Source organism: Gordonia sp. LUNF6 (genome assembly GCF_047041125.1).
Taxonomy (GTDB): Bacteria; Actinomycetota; Actinomycetes; order Mycobacteriales; family Mycobacteriaceae; genus Gordonia; species Gordonia sihwensis.
On sequence record NZ_CP178181.1, the window covers coordinates 2,857,415 to 2,875,559 of the forward strand.

Consider the following 18,145-nt stretch of genomic DNA (forward strand, 5'->3'; position numbering starts at 1 on the left):
CGTCATCGTCGCTCGACGCGGCTCTCGGTCTCGACGGGCTCTTCCCGCAGCGGCATCCGCGACCAGAACACGTAGCCGATCACCACGCAGGCGAACCAGACGGCGCCGACGATCAGGGCGATCCGTCCGTCCTCGGTGAAGAACAGCAGAACGAAGACCAACGCCAGGAACGCCAGTGCCGCCCAGGTCGTGTAGGGCGCTCCGGGCACCCGGTAATCGGATTCGGGCAGTTCTCCGCTCTTGACCTTCGCCCGGAACCGCATCTGGCAGATCAGGATGGTGGACCACACGACGATGATCCCGACGGTCGAGACCGAGGTGATGTACGAGAACGCGTGATCGGGGTCGATCGCGTTCACGACCACGCCGAGGACCATCACCAGGGCACTGAGCACGATTCCGGCCACCGGCACCTTCCGGCTCGACAAGCGGTCGAGACCGTGCGGCGCGTCGCCGCGCTGTGCCAGCGAACGGAGCATCCGGCCGGTGGAGTAGATGCCGGAGTTGCAGGACGAGAGCGCCGCGGTCAACAGGATGAAGTTGACCAGACCGGCCGCGCCGGGCAGGCCGATGTACTGGAACACCGCGACGAACGGGCTCTCTCCGGCGTGGAAGTTCCGCCATCCGCGGACCGACAGGATCACCAGGATCGCACCGACGTAGAAGATGCCGATGCGGAAGGGCACCGAGTTGATGGCCTTGCGCAGAGTGACCCTCGGGTTCTCCGCCTCACCCGCGGTGACGCCGACCAGTTCCACACCGACGTAGGCGAACATGACGATCTGCAGGCTCAGCAGAGCATTGGTGAAACCGGTGGCGAAGAACCCGCCGTCGTTCCAGAGGTTGGTCACCGAGGGCCCCTCGGCCGGACCGAAGCCGGCGATCGGCAACAGGACTCCGATGCCGACGATGATCATGCCGAGGATCGCCGTCACCTTGATCGCCGAGAACCAGAACTCGGCACGGCCGAACAGGCCGACCGAGATCAGGTTCGCGCCGAACAGGATGACGAGAACCGTCAGCGCGGTCACCCAGCCGGGGATCGCCGGCCACCAGTAGTTGACGTACTTACCCGCCACGGTGATCTCGGCCATGCAGGTGGTGGTCCACACCGCCCAGTACGTCCAGCCCTGGCTGAAGCCGGCGAACCGCCCGAGGAATTCGTCGGCGTACTCGCTGATGCCGCCGGACACCGGCCGGTAGATCAGCAGTTCGCCGAGTGCGCGCATCACGATGAAGATCGCGAGGCCCGCGAGCGCGTAGGCGAGCAGCAGCGCCGGCCCGGCCTTCTCGATCGCTCCGCCCGAGCCGTAGAACAGGCCCGTGCCGATGGCACCGCCGATGGCGATCATCTGGACCGTACTCGCGGTCAGTCCGCGCTGATATCCCTCGTCGGGAGCGCGTTCTTCGCTCGCCACCGTCATTCGGTCACCCCTTCCAGCGTCACACCGTTCAGGGGGACAATTTACGACGTCCTTTGACCCTCGTCACAATCGGACAGCCGCAGGGTCCTCGGTAGGCTCGACCCATGAGCTTCACCGGATTCCCCGAGGCTGCGCTCGACTTCTACGACGATCTCGAGATCGACAACAGCAAAGTGTTCTGGGAAGCACACCGCGACGTCTACCAGTCCAGCGTCGCCGCGCCGATGGTCGCGCTGACCGACGAACTCGCCGACGAGTTCGGTCCGGCGAAGGTGTTCCGCCCGTATCGGGACGTCCGGTTCTCGAAGGACAAGACCCCGTACAAGACCCATCAGGGCGCGTTCGTGGCGGTCGGACCCGCGACCGGCTACTACGTCCAGATCTCGGCCCCGGGAGTGCGCGTGGCCGCCGGCTTCTATCACGCCGACGCCGACACTCTGGCCGCCATTCGCCGCGCCATCGACGACGACCTCCACGGAGCCGAGCTCGAGAAGATCGTCGGCACCCTGGAACGCAAGGGGTGGGAGGTGGGCGGCGACCGTGTCAAGACCTCGCCGCGCGGCTGGAGCGCCGACCACCCGCGGATCGACCTGTTGCGGTACCGGTCGTTGACCGTGAGCCGTGACTACGGTTTCGACGAGGTGATCCACTCCCCCGCACTGGTCGACCGGGTTCGGAAGGACTGGCGTCAGACGAGGCCGCTGGTCGACTGGCTGGTCCGGCGCGTCGGTTGACCGACGGCCGGCCGGGGTTCAGAGATCGAGCATCGCGGCAGCGACCTCGCCGCTCGCCTGCTCGGGCAGTCCGGTACCCATGTGTCGTCCAGGATGAGCAGCCGTGCGCCGGGTATCTCCGCGGCCAGGGCTCGACCGTTGCCCACCGGGAAGAACGGATCGAGCCGGCCGTGGACGACGAGCGTCGGCATCCGGATCTCGCCGAGGTGCTCACGCCAGCGCGGTGCACAGTCGAGCCGGGCGAAGACGGTGCCGCGCTGGTTCGCCATGTGCACGGCAGGAGCCTTCGACGGCGTTCGATCCCAGATCCGACCGGCGAGACGGCCTGCCTGATCCGGGTCGTTGTGAAGGAGCGGCGCGCTCTCGGCTGCATGCGCTACGACGGCCGTGCGATCGGCCCAGTCCGGGCTCGGTCGCGAGAACAGCGCCGCCATCACGTTCGCGTCGTGATCGGGCAGATCGTCGTCGACCGGACCCGGCGCGACCGCCCTGGTGCCGACGAGGGTGAGCGCGGTGAACACATCCGGGAAGTCGAGTGCCGCGACCTGGGCGACCATGCCACCGACACCCAGCCCACCCATGTGCGCGTTGTCCGCTCCGAGCGCCCGCACGAGCGCTGCTGCGTCGCCCGCGAGATCGCGAAGGTCGTAGTCGGGGGCCTCGGGGTCGCTGTCGGCACGTCAGCCCCGCTCGCGCATCACACCGAAGTGCCGGACCGAGCCGGACAAGCCGGGGAGCTCTCTGACGGGCGACCACGTGCGCATTCCGTCGGTGCTGTCGGAGTAGACGTACTTCCCCGCCTTGTACGCGTCGAGATAGATGCGCCAGGCGCCGTTCGGCAACTGCGTCACCGCGGGTCCCTCCACGAATGAACCCCAATCGCCGGGTGCCACGAACCGGTACGGCCCGGCGAGCTTCGACGACACCGCGTGCTGCACGTACTTGTGCGTCTCGTTCTTGGTGAAGGCGTGGTAGGTGGCCCCGACCTTCACGATGGTGGTGTCGATGTGGTCGGCGCCGATGCCGGCGATCGGCACCGGCATGCTCCACAGACGCAGAGACGGCTCCAAAGCGGTCATGACGTAGGGCACGAAGCCGCCGCCGGTGGACATCGACAGGACGACGTGGACCCGCCCGCCTTCGACGAACCATTCGGGCGCCCACGCCTTCGTCGTGAAGGGCGACAGTGACGGAGCGCTCTTCAACGCGGCCGAACCCGACGATCCCGGAATGTTCATCGACCCGGTGCCGTCGCCGGTCCCGGGAAGCAGTGCGCAGCAGAACGGGACCGGATAGTTGCCGATCGGCGTCCAGTTCACCCGATCACGGCTGCGGGCGAAGCCGATGTTCGCGCCGTCTGCGGTGGTGTACGTGACGTAGTACATGCCGTCGGTGTTCCGGAACACGCTCGGGTCGCGGACCCGGCCGGTCGGCGGACGGTAGGCCCCCTTCCGCACCGGCTTGAACTGTGTGCCGTCGCTGGACCCGTACACGTCCATGGCTCGGTCGGTGCCGTTGCTGAACCCGACCATCGTGTACTTCCAGCCGGTCGGCGCCGCATCGCTGCGGCCCGGGCCGGCCAGCAACTGCCCGACCGCTGCGAGCACGACGACCGACACGGCGAGGAGACGAGTGCGCTTCACTGACATCACTGAAGCAGTATGTCCTCCGGTCGCCGGCGGCGGGTGCTCGTTGGCTCAACATCGCGGACGGATCTCGGTACAGTGAGTGCGTGCCCGTGAGGATGGACAACGTCGGCATCGTCGTCGAAGATCTCAGCGCGGCCATCGAGTTCTTCAGCGCCCTCGGACTGTCGCTCGACGGCCGGACCGTCGTGGAGGGTCCCTGGGCGGGCCGGGTGACCGGTCTCGGCGAGCAGCGGGTGGAGATCGCGATGATGGCGACCCCCGACGGGCACAGTCGGCTCGAACTGTCGCGGTTCATCGAACCGGACGTCGTCGCCGATCACCGGAGGGCTCCGGTGAATGCACTCGGCTACCTGCGCGTGATGTTCGCGGTCGACGATCTCGACGAGACGCTGGAGCGCCTGCGTCCGCACGGCGCCGAGATCATCAGCACCGAGATCGTCCGGTTCGAGGACAGTTACCGGCTCTGTTACATACGCGGGCCCGAGGGCATCCTCGTCGGCCTGGCGCAGGCCCTCACCTGACCGGCCCCGACGGCTCAGAGCTCTCGTTTGAGACCGACGTGCTCGGCCCGGTAACCGGCCCGGGCGTAGAAGGCACGCGCACGGATGCGCGCCTCATCGGTGGCGAGTTGGGCCAGGTGTGCCCCGTGCGCGCGACCGTGGGCGTGCGCCCAGTCGAGCATCGCAGTCCCGAGTCCGCGGGAGCGCTCCGATTCGGCGACGCGGAGACCCTCGATCTGCAGCCGCGTGGTGCCGCCGCGCGAGAGGCCGCCGATCACCGTCAGTTGCATCGTCGCGACGGTCCGATCCCGCTCGTCCCGGACCACAGCGAGGTAGTGGGCGCGGTCTCGGATCAGGACGTCGAACGCCGCTTCGTACCGTTCCAGTTCGGCGCCTTCGCGATCGCGCCCGATCTCGTCGTCGGAGAGCAGGTCGACGATCGCCGGGACGTCCGACCGTCGCGCCCGCTGAATGCGGAATGTCCGACCGCTCACGCGCAGCACGTCGCCCGCGGACGATCGTGACCTCTCCTGCAGGCGCGCGACGAGCAGATCCAGCCACCCGCCGACGTTGGTCCTGGCCTCCGCGGTGTCCGGATAGCGGCACCTCAGATGCAGGCCGGCCTCGTCGAGGATGAACCACAGCATCACACCGTCGGTTCGGATCACGGCGCCCACGTACTGGGCGTCGATCCGCGCCGAATCGATCCGAACCGGCAGCCGGCGCAGGTCGAGCCACGACACCGCGAACATCCCGGGTGCCTCGGGCATGTCACCGCCCCACGGTTCCAGAATCTCTCGCAGCGGCCAGGATCCGAGGCGGACCGCTTCGCGGACGGCTTCGGCGCAGGCCGACGGGGCGGGGTCGCACGATTCGATGACGGAGTTGGTGATGAACCAGCCGACCGACTCGTGCCAGGCCGCGTCGTAGCGGCTGTGTACGGGGAACACGGCGCGCAGTGGCGTTCCCGCCAGTTCCCGCGTCACCGACGTCATCACCGACACCGCGGCCGAGAGCGTGGACACGCCGTCGGCCCGAGCCTGCGCCGAGAACGCGGCGCTGTCGTCGACGTCGAACACGTCGCGGACCTCCACGCGTTCGGCGCTCGGTTCCGCCGTGCCCAGCGGCAACGGGAAGCGCGGCATCACGTCGCCGCCGGCGGCGAGGATCTGCGCCCATCGCGTCCGGACGTCGGACGGAGCCGTGGGCCGGTTCGCCATCGCCCGAGTGTGCTCGACGAACGCGGGCACCTCGCCGTCGAGCGAGCCGGCCAGTGCGGCGAGCAGGTCGCGCGCCACCACCAGCATCGACCACATGTCGACATGCGCGTGGTCGGCGGCCACGACCACGGTGGGACCCGCGGCCTTCTCCAGCACGCACAGGCGGTGGGACGGTCGCGAGTAGGGCCTGCAGTGCGCGTCGAGCACCGACCGGAGCGCGTCGTTGACGGCTTGGCCGGGAGCCACCGGATGCTCGATCCACGCTCCCGCTCCGATGCGGACCTCACGCAGGCGCGGTCCCTCGCCCCCGTCGACGACGACCGTCCGGAGCGTCCCGTGCCTGTCGACGACCCGCAGCCAGGCGTCGGCGAGGCGGTCGCGCGGAATCGTCTCGGCGAGTTCGAACGAGAGCGCCATCCACGATCCCGGACGGTCGCCGGCACCGACGTGCCTGCGCTGGTCGAAAGAGAGCGGCAGGTCGTCTCCCGGAGCGGACACGGCGACGTCGTAGCCGTACAGTCGCCCGAACGGGAGACGGAGGTGGCCGACGTTGGTGAGCCGCATGAGCGGCTACGCTACCCCTCATCGCGGCGGCCGCAATCCCAGAGGAGAGCCATGACGACGTTCACCGTTCCGGGAGCCGACCTCGACGTCGAGTTCAGTGATGAGCACGGGTGGCCGGTGGTCCAGCTGCACGGCCTCACATCGAGTCGCTCACGCGACCGGACGCTGGGGCTCGACCTGGGCCGCGGCCTCAGCGGCACTCGCCTCCTGCGCTACGACGCGCGGGCGCACGGTCGGTCGACCGGGCGGCCGGAGCCCCGCGACCATCGATGGCCGGTGCTGGCCGACGACCTGCTGCGGCTGCTCGACTCCTGGTTCCCCGGCGAGCGGGTGCACGGTGTCGGGCCGTCGATGGGCACCGGCACTCTGTTGCACGCCGCCGTCCTCGATCCCGGTCGTTTCTCCGGGCTCACGCTGGTGATCCCACCGACCGCGTGGGACAGCCGGCCCGCGATGGCCGAGATGTATCGGGCAGCCGCCGACACCGTCGAGACGGAGGGGATCGACGCGTTCATCGACGCGGGACGCACTGCACCCCGGCCCCCGGCGCTCGCGGGCACCCGCGAGACGGTGCCGGCCGTCGCCGCAGACCTGCTGCCGGCCGTTCTGCGCGGCGCCGCCCTCAGCGACCTCCCCTCGCCCGCTCACGTCGCGGCGATCGACGTCCCGACCTCGATTCTGGCGTGGACCGACGACGCCGGACATCCGCTGTCGACCGCGGAGGCGCTCGTCGACCTGCTGCCGCACGCGACTCTGACCGTGGCACGCACACCGGCAGAGATGGCACTGTGGCCGAGCCTGCTGCACCGACAGGTCGCGGAGCGACGGTGACGCGGCACGCTGAGCGCGGCCCGTCAGCCACCGAGTCGGGCAGCACCGGATCGGGTAGCCTGACTCGGTGAACGACGTGCTGGACGAGGGACCGTTCTTTCACGGGACGAAGGCCGACCTCGACATCGGAGACCACCTCACCGCCGGGTTCCGGTCCAACTACCGTCCCGAAGTGGTGATGAACCACATCTACTTCACCGCGCTGCAAGACGGCGCCGGCCTCGCTGCCGAACTCGCGGTCGGCGACGGCGAACCACGGGTCTACCTCGTGCAACCGACCGGCGACTTCGAGAACGATCCGAATGTCACCGACAAGAAATTCCCCGGCAATCCCACCCGGTCGTATCGCAGCGTCCACCCGCTTCGCGTGGTCGGCGAGGTCACCGATTGGAAGCGTCTCACGGCGGACGAGCTCCGAACCTGGCGCGAGCGGCTGGCCGCGACTCTCGAACACGGCGGCAGCGAGATCATCAACTGAGGTCACGCGGCGCGAGGGACCGTCACCGGACCGCGTGGACGAGGCGTACCAGCCGCATCGGCGACAAGTACTGCTGCCGGTCGAAGAAGCCGTCGTCGGTCGCGTCCGCTTCGTCGATATCGGCCTCCACCCGCCACCCGTGCTCGGTGAGCCATCGCGCGACCGAGTCCGGGGACGCCGCGCATTGCCACGGCTCACCGCTCGCGCCCGCCATCGCCGCGACCGCACATGCGTAGTCGCGGCCGGCGTCGTCGCGCAGTTCCCGGCTCAGGTGGTAGTCGAAGACGAGCGCGGATCCGTCGGCCAGCGCGCTGACGTCGCCGAAGAACCTGCGGCACTCATCGGGTGCGAGGTACATGCTGACACCGAGCCAGAGCACGGTGACAGGGCGGGTGAGGTCGACTCCTGCATTCTCGAGATCGCCTACTCGCAGACCGTCGGCGAGATCAGCGGCGACGCTTGTCGCGGTGTCCGCGAGGTCGGCCTGTGCGAACAGCCGCGCCCGCCACTGCAGCACTCCCGGACGGTCCACCACCCACACCCGGTGTCTGCCGGTCGGGAGCCGGAGCGCAGTGGCGTCCAGACCGGCGCCGACCACGACGACTTGGTCGTTTCCCGTCTCGGCGAGCAACGTCTCCGCGTAGCGAGATCGCGCGCACGCGGTCAGGCGCGCGGCGGCGAGGATGGGCGCCTCGGGTTGCGCCAACTGGAAATCGAGAGGCGACGGACTCGTCAGCCGACACAGTTCTTGAGCGGCGTCGTCCACGAGCAAGTGCGGTGGGCTGTCGACGAGCGCGTGCGCTGCGCGCGCTGCGGCGGAGAAGAGTGCGGTCCGGCTGAATGACGATTCTTGTTCTGTCATCGCAACTAACTACCAGGAAGAAGGCCGATATGCCAGCAGCCACGCCGATCGACGGCCCTGGACGGCGCGAGGACGGTCGATGTGCCGGTCCGCCTCAGCTGCCCTGGGTCGTGTAGACGCGCTCGATTCCGGCGGTCATCCGGCCCCACTCGCTCGACGCGACCCGCCTCTGGTGCGCTCGGAACGCCGCCGCGTCGACGAACGTCTCGTCGACCGCCCACACGCCCGGCTCCGACGTCGGCAGCACCGAGAACGCGACGCATCCGGGTTCGGCCCGGGTGAGTTCGACATGTCGCGGCAGAAGTCGCTCGACGATCGCGGTCTGCGCGTCATCGCCGCAGATCAGCCTGCCGCTGACGACGACCTCAGTCATGCCGGACGACTTCCGTTGCGGGTCGAGTGCTGCTCACGTGACGAGGTCATCGGGCGCACCACATCTAGCCGAATACCAGGACGGCCTTGCCGACCGCCTTCCCTGAACGAAGCCGTTCTGCGACCTGCTGGAAGTCGGCGACGTCCACGACGGAGTCGATGACGGGCTGGATCTCGCCGCGGGCGACTGCGGGCAGCACGTCAGCGCTCAGACTTTCGAGGATCGGCACGGTCTCCCAGTCGCGGGAGAACCCGAACGAGACGCCGTGGACGGTCAGGTGCCGGTAGGACAACGCGTCGAGGTCGATCGTGGACGCGGGACCTGCGAGGCGACCGATGTTGACGACGTGACCGTCCTCGGCGGTCGCGGGAAGGCATTGCGCGAAGGTCTCGCCGGCGACATGGTCGAGGACGACGTCGGCGCCCTTGCCGCCGGTCGCGGCGAGTGTTGCCTGAGTCAGGTCCTCGTCGCCGGTGACGATCACCGTATCCGCGCCGAGACCGGCGAGAAGTTCACGCTTGCCGGAGGTACGTGTGGTCGCGACGACCGAGGAAGCGCCGAGCACCTTCGCCATCTGCACGCCGACCAGGCCGATGCCGGTGGTCGCGCCCGTGATGAGAACGCTTCGCCCCGGCACGAACCCGGCGACAGTGAGAGCACCGAACTCGGTGAGGAGCGCTGTCGGCAACGCGCAGGCGATGTCCGCGGCCAACCCCTCGGGACGGGGCAGCACGAAGCGGTGGTCCGCGATCAGGTAGTCCGCGAACGCGGACGGAAAAGTGCCCATCACCGGGTCCCCGACCTGCCAGTCGCCGGCGTCCTCTCCGAGAGCTGCGATCTCCCCCGCGTACTCGAATCCGGCGATGAACTCACGGCCGTGTCCGCCTCTGGTGGGGTCGGCCTCGGCCAGCATCGGGAGATCGGCGTTGTTGGTCGCCGCGGCGCGGTTGCGAATGAGCACCTGGCCCGGACCGGGCTCGGGAAGCGCCGCATCGGCGAGAATCCACTCGGGTCCGCGTCCGGACACAAGGGCACGCATCGTCTCGGTCATCTGCTCTCCGTTCATCACTCGGATCGTCACTCGGCGTAGACGTCCTCAACCATGTTCATGGTGGTCGAGGACCCGGGCAAGCCGCACAGAAGGTGCAGCGCCCCCGGGCTTGATGCCGCATCCTCTTCAGTTGGAAGGACGGTGTCGGGAACGAGTGCCTGCGTGGGTGGGTCGCCCCAGCCGAGATCGACGCTGGTGACCCGAGGGTGTCACCAGCGAACCGGACTGCCCGTCATTATCGCTAGACGTTAAACCGGAACTCGACTACGTCGCCGTCGGCCATCACGTAGTCCTTGCCCTCCATGCGAACCTTGCCCGCGGCCTTGGCCGCGTTCATCGAGCCGGCGGCGTCGAGGTCGGTGAACGACACGATCTCGGCCTTGATGAAGCCCTTCTCGAAGTCGGTGTGGATGACGCCCGCGGCCTTGGGCGCGGTGTCGCCCTGGCGGATGGTCCAGGCGCGCGCCTCCTTGGGACCGGCGGTGAGGTAGGTCTGCAGACCGAGCGTGTGGAAACCGGCGCGGGCGAGCTGACGCAGACCGGGCTCGTCCTGCCCGATCGAGTCGAGGAGTTCCTGAGCGTCCTCCTCCTCGAGTTCGAGGAGTTCGCTCTCGACCTTGGCGTCCAGAAAGACGCAGTCGGCCGGTGCGACGGCGTCGCGGAGTTCCTGCTTGCGTGCCTCGTCGGTGAGAACGGCCTCGTCGGCGTTGAAGACGTAGAGGAACGGCTTGGCGGTCAGCAGATGCAGTTCGCGCACCGACGACAGGTCGAACGAGTCCTTCACCGAGAACAACGTCTTGCCGCTGTCAAGAACCGCCTGCGCCTTCTTGGCCGCGTCGAGCGACTCCGCCTGGTCCTTGTTCTTCTTCGCCTCCTTCTCGAGACGCGGAATCGCCTTCTCGAGAGTCTGCATGTCCGCCAGGATCAGTTCGGTCTCGATGACCTCGATGTCGGCGCGCGGATCGACGCGGCCGTCGACGTGCACCACGTCGTCGTCGGAGAACACGCGGACCACCTGGCAGATGGCGTCGGCCTCGCGGATGTTCGCGAGGAACTGGTTGCCCATGCCCTCGCCCTCCGATGCGCCCTTGACGATTCCCGCGATGTCGACGAAAGACACGACGGCGGGGAGGATCCGTTCGCTGCCGAAGATCTCGGCGAGCCGGTCGAGCCGCGCGTCGGGCAGTTCCACGACACCGACGTTCGGCTCGATGGTGGCGAACGGGTAATTCGCGGCGAGCACGTCGTTACGGGTCAGGGCGTTGAAGAGCGTCGACTTTCCGACATTGGGCAGGCCGACGATTCCGAGGGTAAGACTCACGGGAGGTCAGTCTATCTGCGTCTGCGCGCCCGACCTACCCGGCCCGCGCCTGCGCTTGCGGGACTCCTGCTGCGCCGCCCGGGCCGCCTCGTCTTCAGCGGCTATCTCATCGCCCGCGGCTCTGCCGATCTGTTCGAGGATGTACCTCAGGGCGACGGCGAGACACGACGCCGCGGGCACCGCGAGGAACGCTCCGGTGATGCCGAAGAGACTGCCGCCCAACGTCACCGACAGCAGCACGATGACCGCGTGCAGGTTCATCGACTTGGCCTGCAGCCACGGCGAGAGGACATTGCCCTCCAACTGCTGCACCGCCAGGATGATTCCGAGCACGATCAGGGCAGAGGTGAGCCCGTTCGACACGAGCGCGATCAGCACCGCGAGCGCACCGGCGACGAAGGCACCCACGATCGGGATGAATCCGCCCATGAACGTGATGACGATCAGCACTCCCGCGAGCGGCACGTCGAGCACCACCAGGCCGATGCCGATCAGGGCCGCATCCACGAAGCTGACGATGGCCTGGGTTCGGATGAAGCCGCCCAGCGTCTCCCACATCCGCCGCAGGATCTCGCTGATGTGAACGGCCCCCTCGGCCCCCATCGTGCGGTTGAGCCACGGCAGGAACTTGGGCCCGTCCTTGAGGAAGAAGAACACCAGGACGACGGTCGTGAACAGCGTCACCAGCACCGAGGTCGCGACGCCGACTCCGCTGAACACACCCGAGGCGATCGTGGTCGCGCTCTTCTGCAGCTTGCTGGTGATCTCGTTGACGAGAGCATTGATCTGATCGTCGCCGACGTTGAGCGGCGGACCCTGGATCCACTCCTGAACCCGATGCACACCGTCGACGGCGCGATCGGCCAGCTGCGGCGCCTGGTCGATGACTGACGGCACGATGCCGCCGATGACGCCGCCGATGACCGCGATCGCCGCCAGCAGCACCACGAGGGTCGCCGCCGCGGGCGGCACCCGCTTCGAGAGCAGCCATCGGACAGGCGGCCACAGCACCGTCGCGACGACGATACCGAGGATCACCGGCAGCAGGATCACCCAGAGCTTGGACATCACCCACAGCAGCGCGAACAGGAACACCATCACCAGCAGCATCTGCAAGGACACGATGGACGAGGACCGCAGGCCCGTCAGGAACACCCTGCCGCGCGTCGGATAGGGCTTGCCGGTGACCGGGTTCAGCAATCGCTCCGGGGTCGGCTCCGCGGCGGCTGCGTCGGCGCGGTCGCTCGTCCCGGTGTCGGGTTCCGGCGAAGATTCGTCGTTTCGGTCGCTCACGCGCCAATCTTCACATACGCCTCCGACATCCGCGGTCCGCCGCGCGAGGGGTCGTCCGACTGTCGTACGCGCCGGGAGACGGGAATGGAACCGAACCACGGTGCGGTGCGTCCAATTCAGTAGACGTCAGTCTGATCCCGGCGAGTCCATCACCTCGCCGGCCGACACCGGGAGGTCCGATGACCATGCCAACAGCCCCAGCCCTCGGCTGGACCACCGTCGCCACCGCCGACGGCCCGTTCACCGTCCTGTACGACGACGCGGACACCGTGCACGCCGCCGGCTGGACCGAGTCGGCCGAGTATCTCGCCGGGCTCATCGCTCCCGCCTTGCGCGGTGGTCAGCTCAGCCGGCGCCCGGCGGGCCCGGTCGCCGACGCTGTGACCGCTTACTACGACGGCGACTTCGCCGCTCCGTCCGGTGTCGCGGTGCGTCAGATCGCGGGCCCGTTCATCGCCGCGGCGTGGTCGGCATTGCGGCTGGTGCCGGCGGGATACCCGGTCACCTACGGTCAGCTCGCCGAACGCGCGGGGCGTCCGGCAGCGGTCCGCGGCGCCGCTCAATGCTGTGTGCGCAACGCCGCCGCCCTGTTCGTTCCCTGCCACCGCGTCACCAGGACGAGCGGCGGTCTCGGCGGGTTCCGCTACGGGCTCGATCTCAAGCGGAACCTTCTCGCTCGTGAGGAGCCGCCGCCCGACCTCGAAGACTGAGCCGGCCACCGACGCCGCGGTCCGGACGACGAGTAGCCCGTGCGCCTCGAGCCGTCGGGGAGCTGCCAGGCCGGGATCGACGCCCGGGATCGATGTCAGAGGCTCGCGCCAAGATGGCGGCATGACACCAGCAGCGATCATCGGCCCGCTCTGTCTCATCGTCGGCGCACTCCTCGGGTGGTTCGCCCGCGGTACGGCGACGGGCGGACATCACTCCGGCGGCGAACGTCCCGGGCCGTCGCTGGGCGCGGAGGTCGACCTCGTGGTGGGTCCGCTGCGCGAGACACTCGGACGGCTGTCGGAGGAACTGCGGCGGAGCGAGGCCGGACGTGCCCACGCCTACGCCGGCCTCGCCGAACAGATGCGCGGAGTGCACGCGACCTCGCAGCGACTGCACCAGCAGACCAGCCAGTTGGCAAGTGCACTCCACGCACCGCACGTTCGCGGCCGCTGGGGCGAGATCCAACTCGAAAGAATCGTCGAACTGTCCGGGATGTCGCGGCACTGCGATTTCGCGACGCAGGTACAGGGGCAGTCGGACGCCGACCGGGCCGTGCGACCCGACCTGGTGGTTCAACTCGCCGGTGGACGACGGATCGCGGTGGACGCCAAAGTGCCGCTGCACGCGTACCTGGAATCGACCTCCGGCGCAGTCCCCGACAACCGCGAGGTCATCGCCCGGCACGCGCAGGCCGTGCGGGCGCACGTGAACGTGCTGTCCGCGAAGTCGTACTGGTCCGCACAACCCGTGTCGCCGGAATTCGTCGTTCTGTTCCTGCCCGGCGACGGGGTTCTCGAATCTGCGCTGCGCGGCGACCCGGGGCTCCTCGACTACGCGTTCTCCCGTGACGTGGTGCTCGCCACGCCCAGCACCCTGATCGCCCTGCTGCGAACCGTCGCCCTGGGCTGGCGTCAGTATGCGCTCGCCGAGGACGCCGAGACCATTCATGCTCTCGGTCGCCAGCTGTACCAGCGGATAGACCAAGTGCTCGGCCACCTGGAGAAGACCGGTGCGTCCCTGCGCCGGGCCGTGGAGTCGTACAACTCGACGGTCGGAGCCATCGACAGTCGCCTCGGAGTCACCGCCCGCAAGCTCGTAGATCTGGAAGCCCTCTCGGGTACCGCCAACCCGTCGGTGCGGGTCAGCGACGGGATCAGCCCCGTCGATTCGGTGGTGAGATCAATATCACCGAGCCGATAGATTCAGGAAACTCACGGCTTCGGATCACGGCGATCGGCGGAGTTAACGGTACCGTTTAGTTGTGTTTTCGCGCTTGCTAGCCGGCTCTGCCGTGCCCGCCGACGAGCGGTCCGTCCTGCCCACCATCCGGGGTGTGCCCTGGTGGGGCGCCGTTCTGATCGCCGTCGGAGCCACGACTCTCGGCGCCGTCATCAGCGCCGATACGTCATCGTCACTGGGCCGGGCGTTCAAGGTGTGCTACCTGCTCGGGTGCGTTCTGGCCGCACTGTGCGTGCGGCAACGAGCACTGTTCACCGCGGCGGCACAACCGCCGCTGGTCGCGTTCGTGGTCGGCATCGTCACCCTCTACACCCTGAGTTCCGACAGCGCGCAGGGCATGCGGGACATCGTCCTGAAGGTGATCCTGCCGATCGCGACGAGCTTTCCATGGATCCTGCTGGCCTTCGTCCTGACCCTGGCCGTTGTGGTGGCGCGATTGCTCCTGGCTCGCCCCCAGGGCCTGGCCGTGTTCGGCAAGTTCACCGGGAAGTCGCGTCCGACCACCGCCGAGTCCGGTCGGCGGGCCGCCCCCGCGAAGAAGACCGCACCCCGCTCCGGGTCCTCGGGCAAGACCGGCTCCCCCAAGCGCGCCGCCACTCCGGCGGCGGCCGGCGCTCAGGCCAAGGCATCCGCAACGCGGCGAACCGGTGCGGCAGGCACCTCTGCGACGAAACGCACGGCCACGAGAGACGCGGCGGCCGGCACACAGCCCAAGGACGCAGCGACGCGCGAGACCAGGAGCAGAACTGCCGCGACCAAGCGAGTGCCCGCCGCGGCGGCGGCCCCGAAGGGCTCCGCGAACGCGAAGGACGCGGCCACCAAGCGTGCAGCCACTTCCCCCGCAGCCCCCCGAACCGCTGCTGCGTCGAAGGCCGCACCGGCCAAGCCCGCGCCCCAGCGCGCTGCCGGCGCCCGGCCCGCCGCCAAGCCCTCCGCCGATCCCGCGGCCGCTCAGCGACGGCCGGCAGCGGCGCAGAGCCCCGCTCCGTCCCCGACTCGCCCGGCGCCCCGGCCCCGACCGGCTCCGGCCGCCTCGCCGGCAGCCGCCGACGCACCCCGTCGCCGCGCCGCGCCGCAGACCATCCCGCCGCGCGATCCCAAAGGCCGTCCGCGTCGCACCGCGGGCCAGCTGCGGGACAAGAGCCAGATCGAGGACCTGACGGCCGGCGCCGACGAGCGCTGAGTCGATACCGGCCCCGAGCCGGCCGGGCGTCGAGACCTCAGATCTCGCCGAACCGACTTCCGTCGAGCCAGTCGCCGAGGTCGCGTGCCGCGGCCGCGATGGCCCGCGGCCAGTCGAACGCCGAGTCGTCGGCATTGTCTGTGACGACCTTGACCACGCGGAGAGGCAGTCCGTACTCGGCGCAGACGTGAGCGATCGCCGCGCCCTCCATGTCGACGAGATCGGCCCGCAACGCGAGCCGGTCCCGGTGCAGCGGATCGTTCACGAATGTGTCCCCGGTAGCCAGCACGCTGCCGTCGCCGCCCGCCACGTCCCATTCGTCAACCGTGTGATAGCCCATTGCGGCGAGATCCGCGGCACTGATGTCGTGCTCGATGACTCGCGAAGGTGTGAAGAGTCCGGTGCGCCCGTCGCGCAGCGCCCCCGCGGTGCCGATGTTGATCACCCGGCGGTAGTCACCGACAGCCAGCCGGTGCGTCACCTTGCTGGCCGCGCGAACCTTCCCGATACCGGTGATGAGCAGATCGGCCCCCGGCGGCACATGCGCGGCCTCGGCGCGGGTGGCCGAGACCACCAGCACCCCGTCCGGCGCGCTCACTCAGCGCGCCGCGACGCCTCGGTTCCGGTCCGGTCCGCGGCACCTGCCGCGGAGGCGAGGTCGCTGAGGCGCGCCAAGTAGTCGAATCGGTTGTTCGCGATGCGCATCACCACCTCGTAGGGAAGCGCGAACTTCCGCGCCCACCAGTAGCCGAACCGGATGTCGAACGAGGTGTAGACCATGAACTTGTTGCGGGTGACTCCGCGGAGGATCGCCGATGCCGCCTTCTCAGGCGTGACCGCGATCTTGTGGAAACCCGCGATCTCGCGCTGGATGGCGGTGTTGCCGCGATCGAGACCGACGATGTCGACGGTCTCGACCAAGGGAGTCGCCACACCGCCCGGGCACACCAGCGAGACTCCGATGTTGTGGCGTCGGAGATCGAATCGCAGTACCTCCGACACGCCCCGGATACCGAACTTGCTGGCGCTGTAGGCGGCGTGCCACGGCAGTGCCAGCAGCCCGGCGGCCGACGACACGTTCACGAGGTGACCGCCGGTGCCGCGGCGGACCATCTGAGGCACGAACGACTCGATGATGTGGATGGGGCCCATCAGATTGACGTCCACCATCTTCTTCCAATGGCGGTGTTCCAAGCGCTCGACCGTCCCCCACGCCGACACGCCCGCCACGTTCATGACGACGTCCATCACGCCGACCTCCGCGTCGACGCCCCGCGCGAACGCCGCCACCCACTCGTAGTCGGAGACGTCGCCGGCACGGTGGTAGAGAACGGTGCCCCGTCGATCGAGAATCTCCGCGACCACCGCGTCGAGAGCGTCGGCCTGAATGTCCGTGAGCACGAGCTGCGCCCCGGCGTCGGCGGCCGCCAGCGCGGTGGCGCGGCCGATGCCGCTGGCGGCGCCGGTGATCAGCACTTTGCGATCATGAAGCGAGGGCACGGGAGTCGGCACCACGAACAGCTCCCGGACGGACTGCAGGCTGGGAAGTTTCAGCGATGTCATGAGACCCATGACACAACCTTAGTCCACTCGTCAGATCGGGAGCTTGCCGCCGAACACCGCGTAGACCACCGCGAGGATCGCTTTGAGCACGTTGGCCGAGACGTCCTGGCCGTCGGTCATCAGAATGCGCTGCGCCTCCTGCGGGCTCTTGGCCTTGGCGAGCTTGTCGATCAGCGGGCCGATCGCCTCCACTCCGCTCAGCCCCGACAGGTCGGTGCCTTCGGACGGGCTCTCGGCTGCCGGTGCACTCGGCTGGGCACCGGGGTCCGGAGCCGGTGCGGTCGGATTGGCCGCGGCCGCGTGTCCGTCGAGGTAGGCCGAGATGCCCTCGGTGATCGCGACCGCGTACTTGGTGGCCCCCTGCGGGGACGACAGGACGGCCGCCTCGGCCGGATCGGACAGATTGCCCATCTCGATGAAGGCCGCCGGCACGCGCGTGAGATTGACCGCGGCGATGTCCGGCCGCGTCACGATTCCGTCGACAGCGCCCAGGTAGTTGGCCGGGGCGAAGCCAGCCTTCTTCATAGCGTCACGCAGGGTGTTCGACGCCTTGCGGCCCTCGCCCGACTGCACCGAGTCGACGGTCTTGTCCGGGATCGGCAGCGTCGGCACGATCATGTGAAAGCCGGTCTTGCTGGAATCGGCACCGGTGCTCGTCGAGTCCGCGTGGATGCTCACTGCCAGCGCGGCGCCCGACCGGCTCGCGGCCTCCGCCCGCTCGTCGACGCAACCGCCCCAGCCGGTGTCGTCGTTGCGACTCATCACCACGCGGGCACCCTTGCTCTCGAGTGCGGCCTTCACCAGCTGGGAGACGTCCCAGTTGATCGTGTGCTCGGCCTTGCCGGTGACCGCGGTGGCACCCGTGGTCTGGCAGTCCTTCTTGCCGCCGCGCCCGTCCGGCACCTGCTTCGCCAGATCGTGGCCCGCCGCCGATCCCTGATGGCCCGGGTCGAGGAACACCGTCTTGCCCGCCAACTCACCACTCTTGGGCGCCGCGGTCTTGGGCGCCGCTTCGGTGGGCGCGACCGTCAGCAGTCCTCCGACGAGGACAGACGACGCGAGGACGGACGACGCGATCAGCGCACGCCGGCGGAAACGTACAGCATTCATGGGCGGGTTGGGTGTGCGGGCACGAGGCGCACACACCAC

18 protein-coding genes and 1 pseudogene are annotated in these 18,145 nt (G+C 68.8%); 7 read left to right on the plus strand and 12 right to left on the minus strand.

From position 1 onward, the window contains the following. Positions 1–2 precede the first annotated feature (2 nt). A complete protein-coding gene (locus ACK8HH_RS13385) occupies positions 3–1,424 on the minus strand; it encodes an amino acid permease (RefSeq protein ID WP_006895794.1) in 1,422 nt (473 codons plus the stop codon). 104 nt (positions 1,425–1,528) lie between these two features. Here ACK8HH_RS13385 and ACK8HH_RS13390 point away from each other — a divergent pair, with 104 nt between their 5' ends. Further along, positions 1,529–2,158 (plus strand): DUF2461 domain-containing protein, encoded by a 630-nt coding sequence (locus tag ACK8HH_RS13390; protein WP_006895793.1) that lies wholly within the window; start codon positions 1,529–1,531, stop codon positions 2,156–2,158. 18 nt (positions 2,159–2,176) lie between these two features. Here ACK8HH_RS13390 and ACK8HH_RS13395 read toward each other — a convergent pair. Both ACK8HH_RS13395 and ACK8HH_RS13400 read right to left on the minus strand, forming a co-directional pair. After that, a pseudogene (locus ACK8HH_RS13395) lies at positions 2,177–2,826 on the minus strand (alpha/beta hydrolase); the annotation flags it as partial. Positions 2,827–2,838: 12 nt separating this feature from the next. After that, entirely contained in the window at positions 2,839–3,807 is a 969-nt protein-coding gene (locus ACK8HH_RS13400; protein WP_412475736.1) for an arabinofuranosidase, read from the minus strand. Between the two features lie 95 nt (positions 3,808–3,902). Here ACK8HH_RS13400 and ACK8HH_RS13405 point away from each other — a divergent pair, with 95 nt between their 5' ends. Continuing rightward, positions 3,903–4,328: a VOC family protein gene (locus tag ACK8HH_RS13405; RefSeq protein WP_346076243.1), complete on the plus strand. Its 426-nt coding sequence runs from the start codon at positions 3,903–3,905 to the stop codon at positions 4,326–4,328. A 14-nt stretch (positions 4,329–4,342) separates the two neighbouring features. On the opposite strand, the gene ACK8HH_RS13410 is transcribed toward ACK8HH_RS13405, so the two are convergent. Continuing rightward, positions 4,343–6,091, minus strand: coding sequence for a GNAT family N-acetyltransferase (locus ACK8HH_RS13410; RefSeq protein ID WP_412475257.1), 1,749 nt, complete (start codon positions 6,089–6,091; stop codon positions 4,343–4,345). A 51-nt stretch (positions 6,092–6,142) separates the two neighbouring features. On the opposite strand from ACK8HH_RS13410, the gene ACK8HH_RS13415 reads away from it, so the two are divergent. Beyond that, the gene (locus tag ACK8HH_RS13415; protein ID WP_222111731.1) at positions 6,143–6,922 is read left to right on the plus strand and encodes an alpha/beta fold hydrolase; all 780 of its coding nucleotides are present in this window, start codon (positions 6,143–6,145) and stop codon (positions 6,920–6,922) included. A gap of 67 nt (positions 6,923–6,989) precedes the next feature. After that, entirely contained in the window at positions 6,990–7,400 is a 411-nt protein-coding gene (gene arr, locus ACK8HH_RS13420; protein ID WP_222111730.1) for an NAD(+)--rifampin ADP-ribosyltransferase, read from the plus strand. A gap of 22 nt (positions 7,401–7,422) precedes the next feature. On the opposite strand, the gene ACK8HH_RS13425 is transcribed toward arr, so the two are convergent. The 5 genes from ACK8HH_RS13425 to ACK8HH_RS13445 all read right to left on the minus strand — a co-directional run bounded on the left by ACK8HH_RS13425 (position 7,423) and on the right by ACK8HH_RS13445 (position 12,300). Beyond that, a complete protein-coding gene (locus ACK8HH_RS13425) occupies positions 7,423–8,262 on the minus strand; it encodes a class I SAM-dependent methyltransferase (protein ID WP_222111729.1) in 840 nt (279 codons plus the stop codon). Positions 8,263–8,356: 94 nt separating this feature from the next. Beyond that, positions 8,357–8,635: a putative quinol monooxygenase gene (locus ACK8HH_RS13430; protein WP_062367780.1), complete on the minus strand. Its 279-nt coding sequence runs from the start codon at positions 8,633–8,635 to the stop codon at positions 8,357–8,359. Between the two features lie 64 nt (positions 8,636–8,699). Continuing rightward, on the minus strand, positions 8,700–9,701 hold the full coding sequence (locus ACK8HH_RS13435; RefSeq protein ID WP_278124539.1) for a quinone oxidoreductase family protein: 1,002 nt from the start codon (positions 9,699–9,701) through the stop codon (positions 8,700–8,702). 226 nt (positions 9,702–9,927) lie between these two features. Further along, a complete protein-coding gene (ychF, locus tag ACK8HH_RS13440) occupies positions 9,928–11,007 on the minus strand; it encodes a redox-regulated ATPase YchF (protein ID WP_006895779.1) in 1,080 nt (359 codons plus the stop codon). Between the two features lie 6 nt (positions 11,008–11,013). Next, positions 11,014–12,300 carry an AI-2E family transporter gene (locus ACK8HH_RS13445; protein WP_006895777.1) on the minus strand — a complete coding sequence of 429 codons (1,287 nt, stop codon included), beginning with the start codon at positions 12,298–12,300 and terminating at the stop codon, positions 11,014–11,016. Positions 12,301–12,479: 179 nt separating this feature from the next. Between ACK8HH_RS13445 and ACK8HH_RS13450 the strand changes: the two genes are divergently transcribed. The 3 genes from ACK8HH_RS13450 to ACK8HH_RS13460 all read left to right on the plus strand — a co-directional run bounded on the left by ACK8HH_RS13450 (position 12,480) and on the right by ACK8HH_RS13460 (position 15,433). Next, positions 12,480–13,010 (plus strand): methylated-DNA--[protein]-cysteine S-methyltransferase, encoded by a 531-nt coding sequence (locus ACK8HH_RS13450; protein WP_062367781.1) that lies wholly within the window; start codon positions 12,480–12,482, stop codon positions 13,008–13,010. Between the two features lie 121 nt (positions 13,011–13,131). After that, positions 13,132–14,211, plus strand: a complete 1,080-nt coding sequence (locus ACK8HH_RS13455) for a DNA recombination protein RmuC (RefSeq protein ID WP_412475258.1) — start codon at positions 13,132–13,134, stop codon at positions 14,209–14,211. Positions 14,212–14,302: 91 nt separating this feature from the next. Beyond that, entirely contained in the window at positions 14,303–15,433 is a 1,131-nt protein-coding gene (locus ACK8HH_RS13460; RefSeq protein WP_062367783.1) for a DUF6542 domain-containing protein, read from the plus strand. A 37-nt stretch (positions 15,434–15,470) separates the two neighbouring features. Here the strand turns inward: ACK8HH_RS13460 and ACK8HH_RS13465 are convergent, their stop codons facing one another. The 3 genes from ACK8HH_RS13465 to ACK8HH_RS13475 are packed head-to-tail and all read right to left on the minus strand — an operon-like array spanning position 15,471 to position 18,106. Continuing rightward, complete coding sequence (locus ACK8HH_RS13465; RefSeq protein ID WP_006898247.1) at positions 15,471–16,031, minus strand: nucleosidase; 561 nt, start codon at positions 16,029–16,031, stop codon at positions 15,471–15,473. Then, positions 16,028–17,005: an SDR family oxidoreductase gene (locus ACK8HH_RS13470; protein ID WP_006898248.1), complete on the minus strand. Its 978-nt coding sequence runs from the start codon at positions 17,003–17,005 to the stop codon at positions 16,028–16,030. Before ACK8HH_RS13470 ends, ACK8HH_RS13465 begins: the two co-directional genes overlap by 4 nt. Before the next feature lie 21 nt (positions 17,006–17,026). Beyond that, a complete protein-coding gene (locus ACK8HH_RS13475) occupies positions 17,027–18,106 on the minus strand; it encodes an N-acetylmuramoyl-L-alanine amidase (protein WP_412475259.1) in 1,080 nt (359 codons plus the stop codon). Positions 18,107–18,145 lie beyond the last annotated feature (39 nt).

Bases quoted from the DNA above. Each gene is read 5' to 3' on its own strand.
- ACK8HH_RS13385 (WP_006895794.1), bottom strand. From the start codon at position 1,424: ATGACGGTGGCGAGCGAAGAACGCGCTCCCGACGAGGGATATCAGCGC.
- ACK8HH_RS13390 (WP_006895793.1), top strand. From the start codon at position 1,529: ATGAGCTTCACCGGATTCCCCGAGGCTGCGCTCGACTTCTACGACGAT.
- ACK8HH_RS13400 (WP_412475736.1), bottom strand. From the start codon at position 3,807: ATGTCAGTGAAGCGCACTCGTCTCCTCGCCGTGTCGGTCGTCGTGCTC.
- ACK8HH_RS13405 (WP_346076243.1), top strand. From the start codon at position 3,903: ATGGACAACGTCGGCATCGTCGTCGAAGATCTCAGCGCGGCCATCGAG.
- ACK8HH_RS13410 (WP_412475257.1), bottom strand. From the start codon at position 6,091: ATGCGGCTCACCAACGTCGGCCACCTCCGTCTCCCGTTCGGGCGACTG.
- ACK8HH_RS13415 (WP_222111731.1), top strand. From the start codon at position 6,143: ATGACGACGTTCACCGTTCCGGGAGCCGACCTCGACGTCGAGTTCAGT.
- ACK8HH_RS13425 (WP_222111729.1), bottom strand. From the start codon at position 8,262: ATGACAGAACAAGAATCGTCATTCAGCCGGACCGCACTCTTCTCCGCC.
- ACK8HH_RS13430 (WP_062367780.1), bottom strand. From the start codon at position 8,635: ATGACTGAGGTCGTCGTCAGCGGCAGGCTGATCTGCGGCGATGACGCG.
- ACK8HH_RS13435 (WP_278124539.1), bottom strand. From the start codon at position 9,701: ATGAACGGAGAGCAGATGACCGAGACGATGCGTGCCCTTGTGTCCGGA.
- ACK8HH_RS13450 (WP_062367781.1), top strand. From the start codon at position 12,480: ATGACCATGCCAACAGCCCCAGCCCTCGGCTGGACCACCGTCGCCACC.
- ACK8HH_RS13455 (WP_412475258.1), top strand. From the start codon at position 13,132: ATGACACCAGCAGCGATCATCGGCCCGCTCTGTCTCATCGTCGGCGCA.
- ACK8HH_RS13470 (WP_006898248.1), bottom strand. From the start codon at position 17,005: ATGGGTCTCATGACATCGCTGAAACTTCCCAGCCTGCAGTCCGTCCGG.
- ACK8HH_RS13475 (WP_412475259.1), bottom strand. From the start codon at position 18,106: ATGAATGCTGTACGTTTCCGCCGGCGTGCGCTGATCGCGTCGTCCGTC.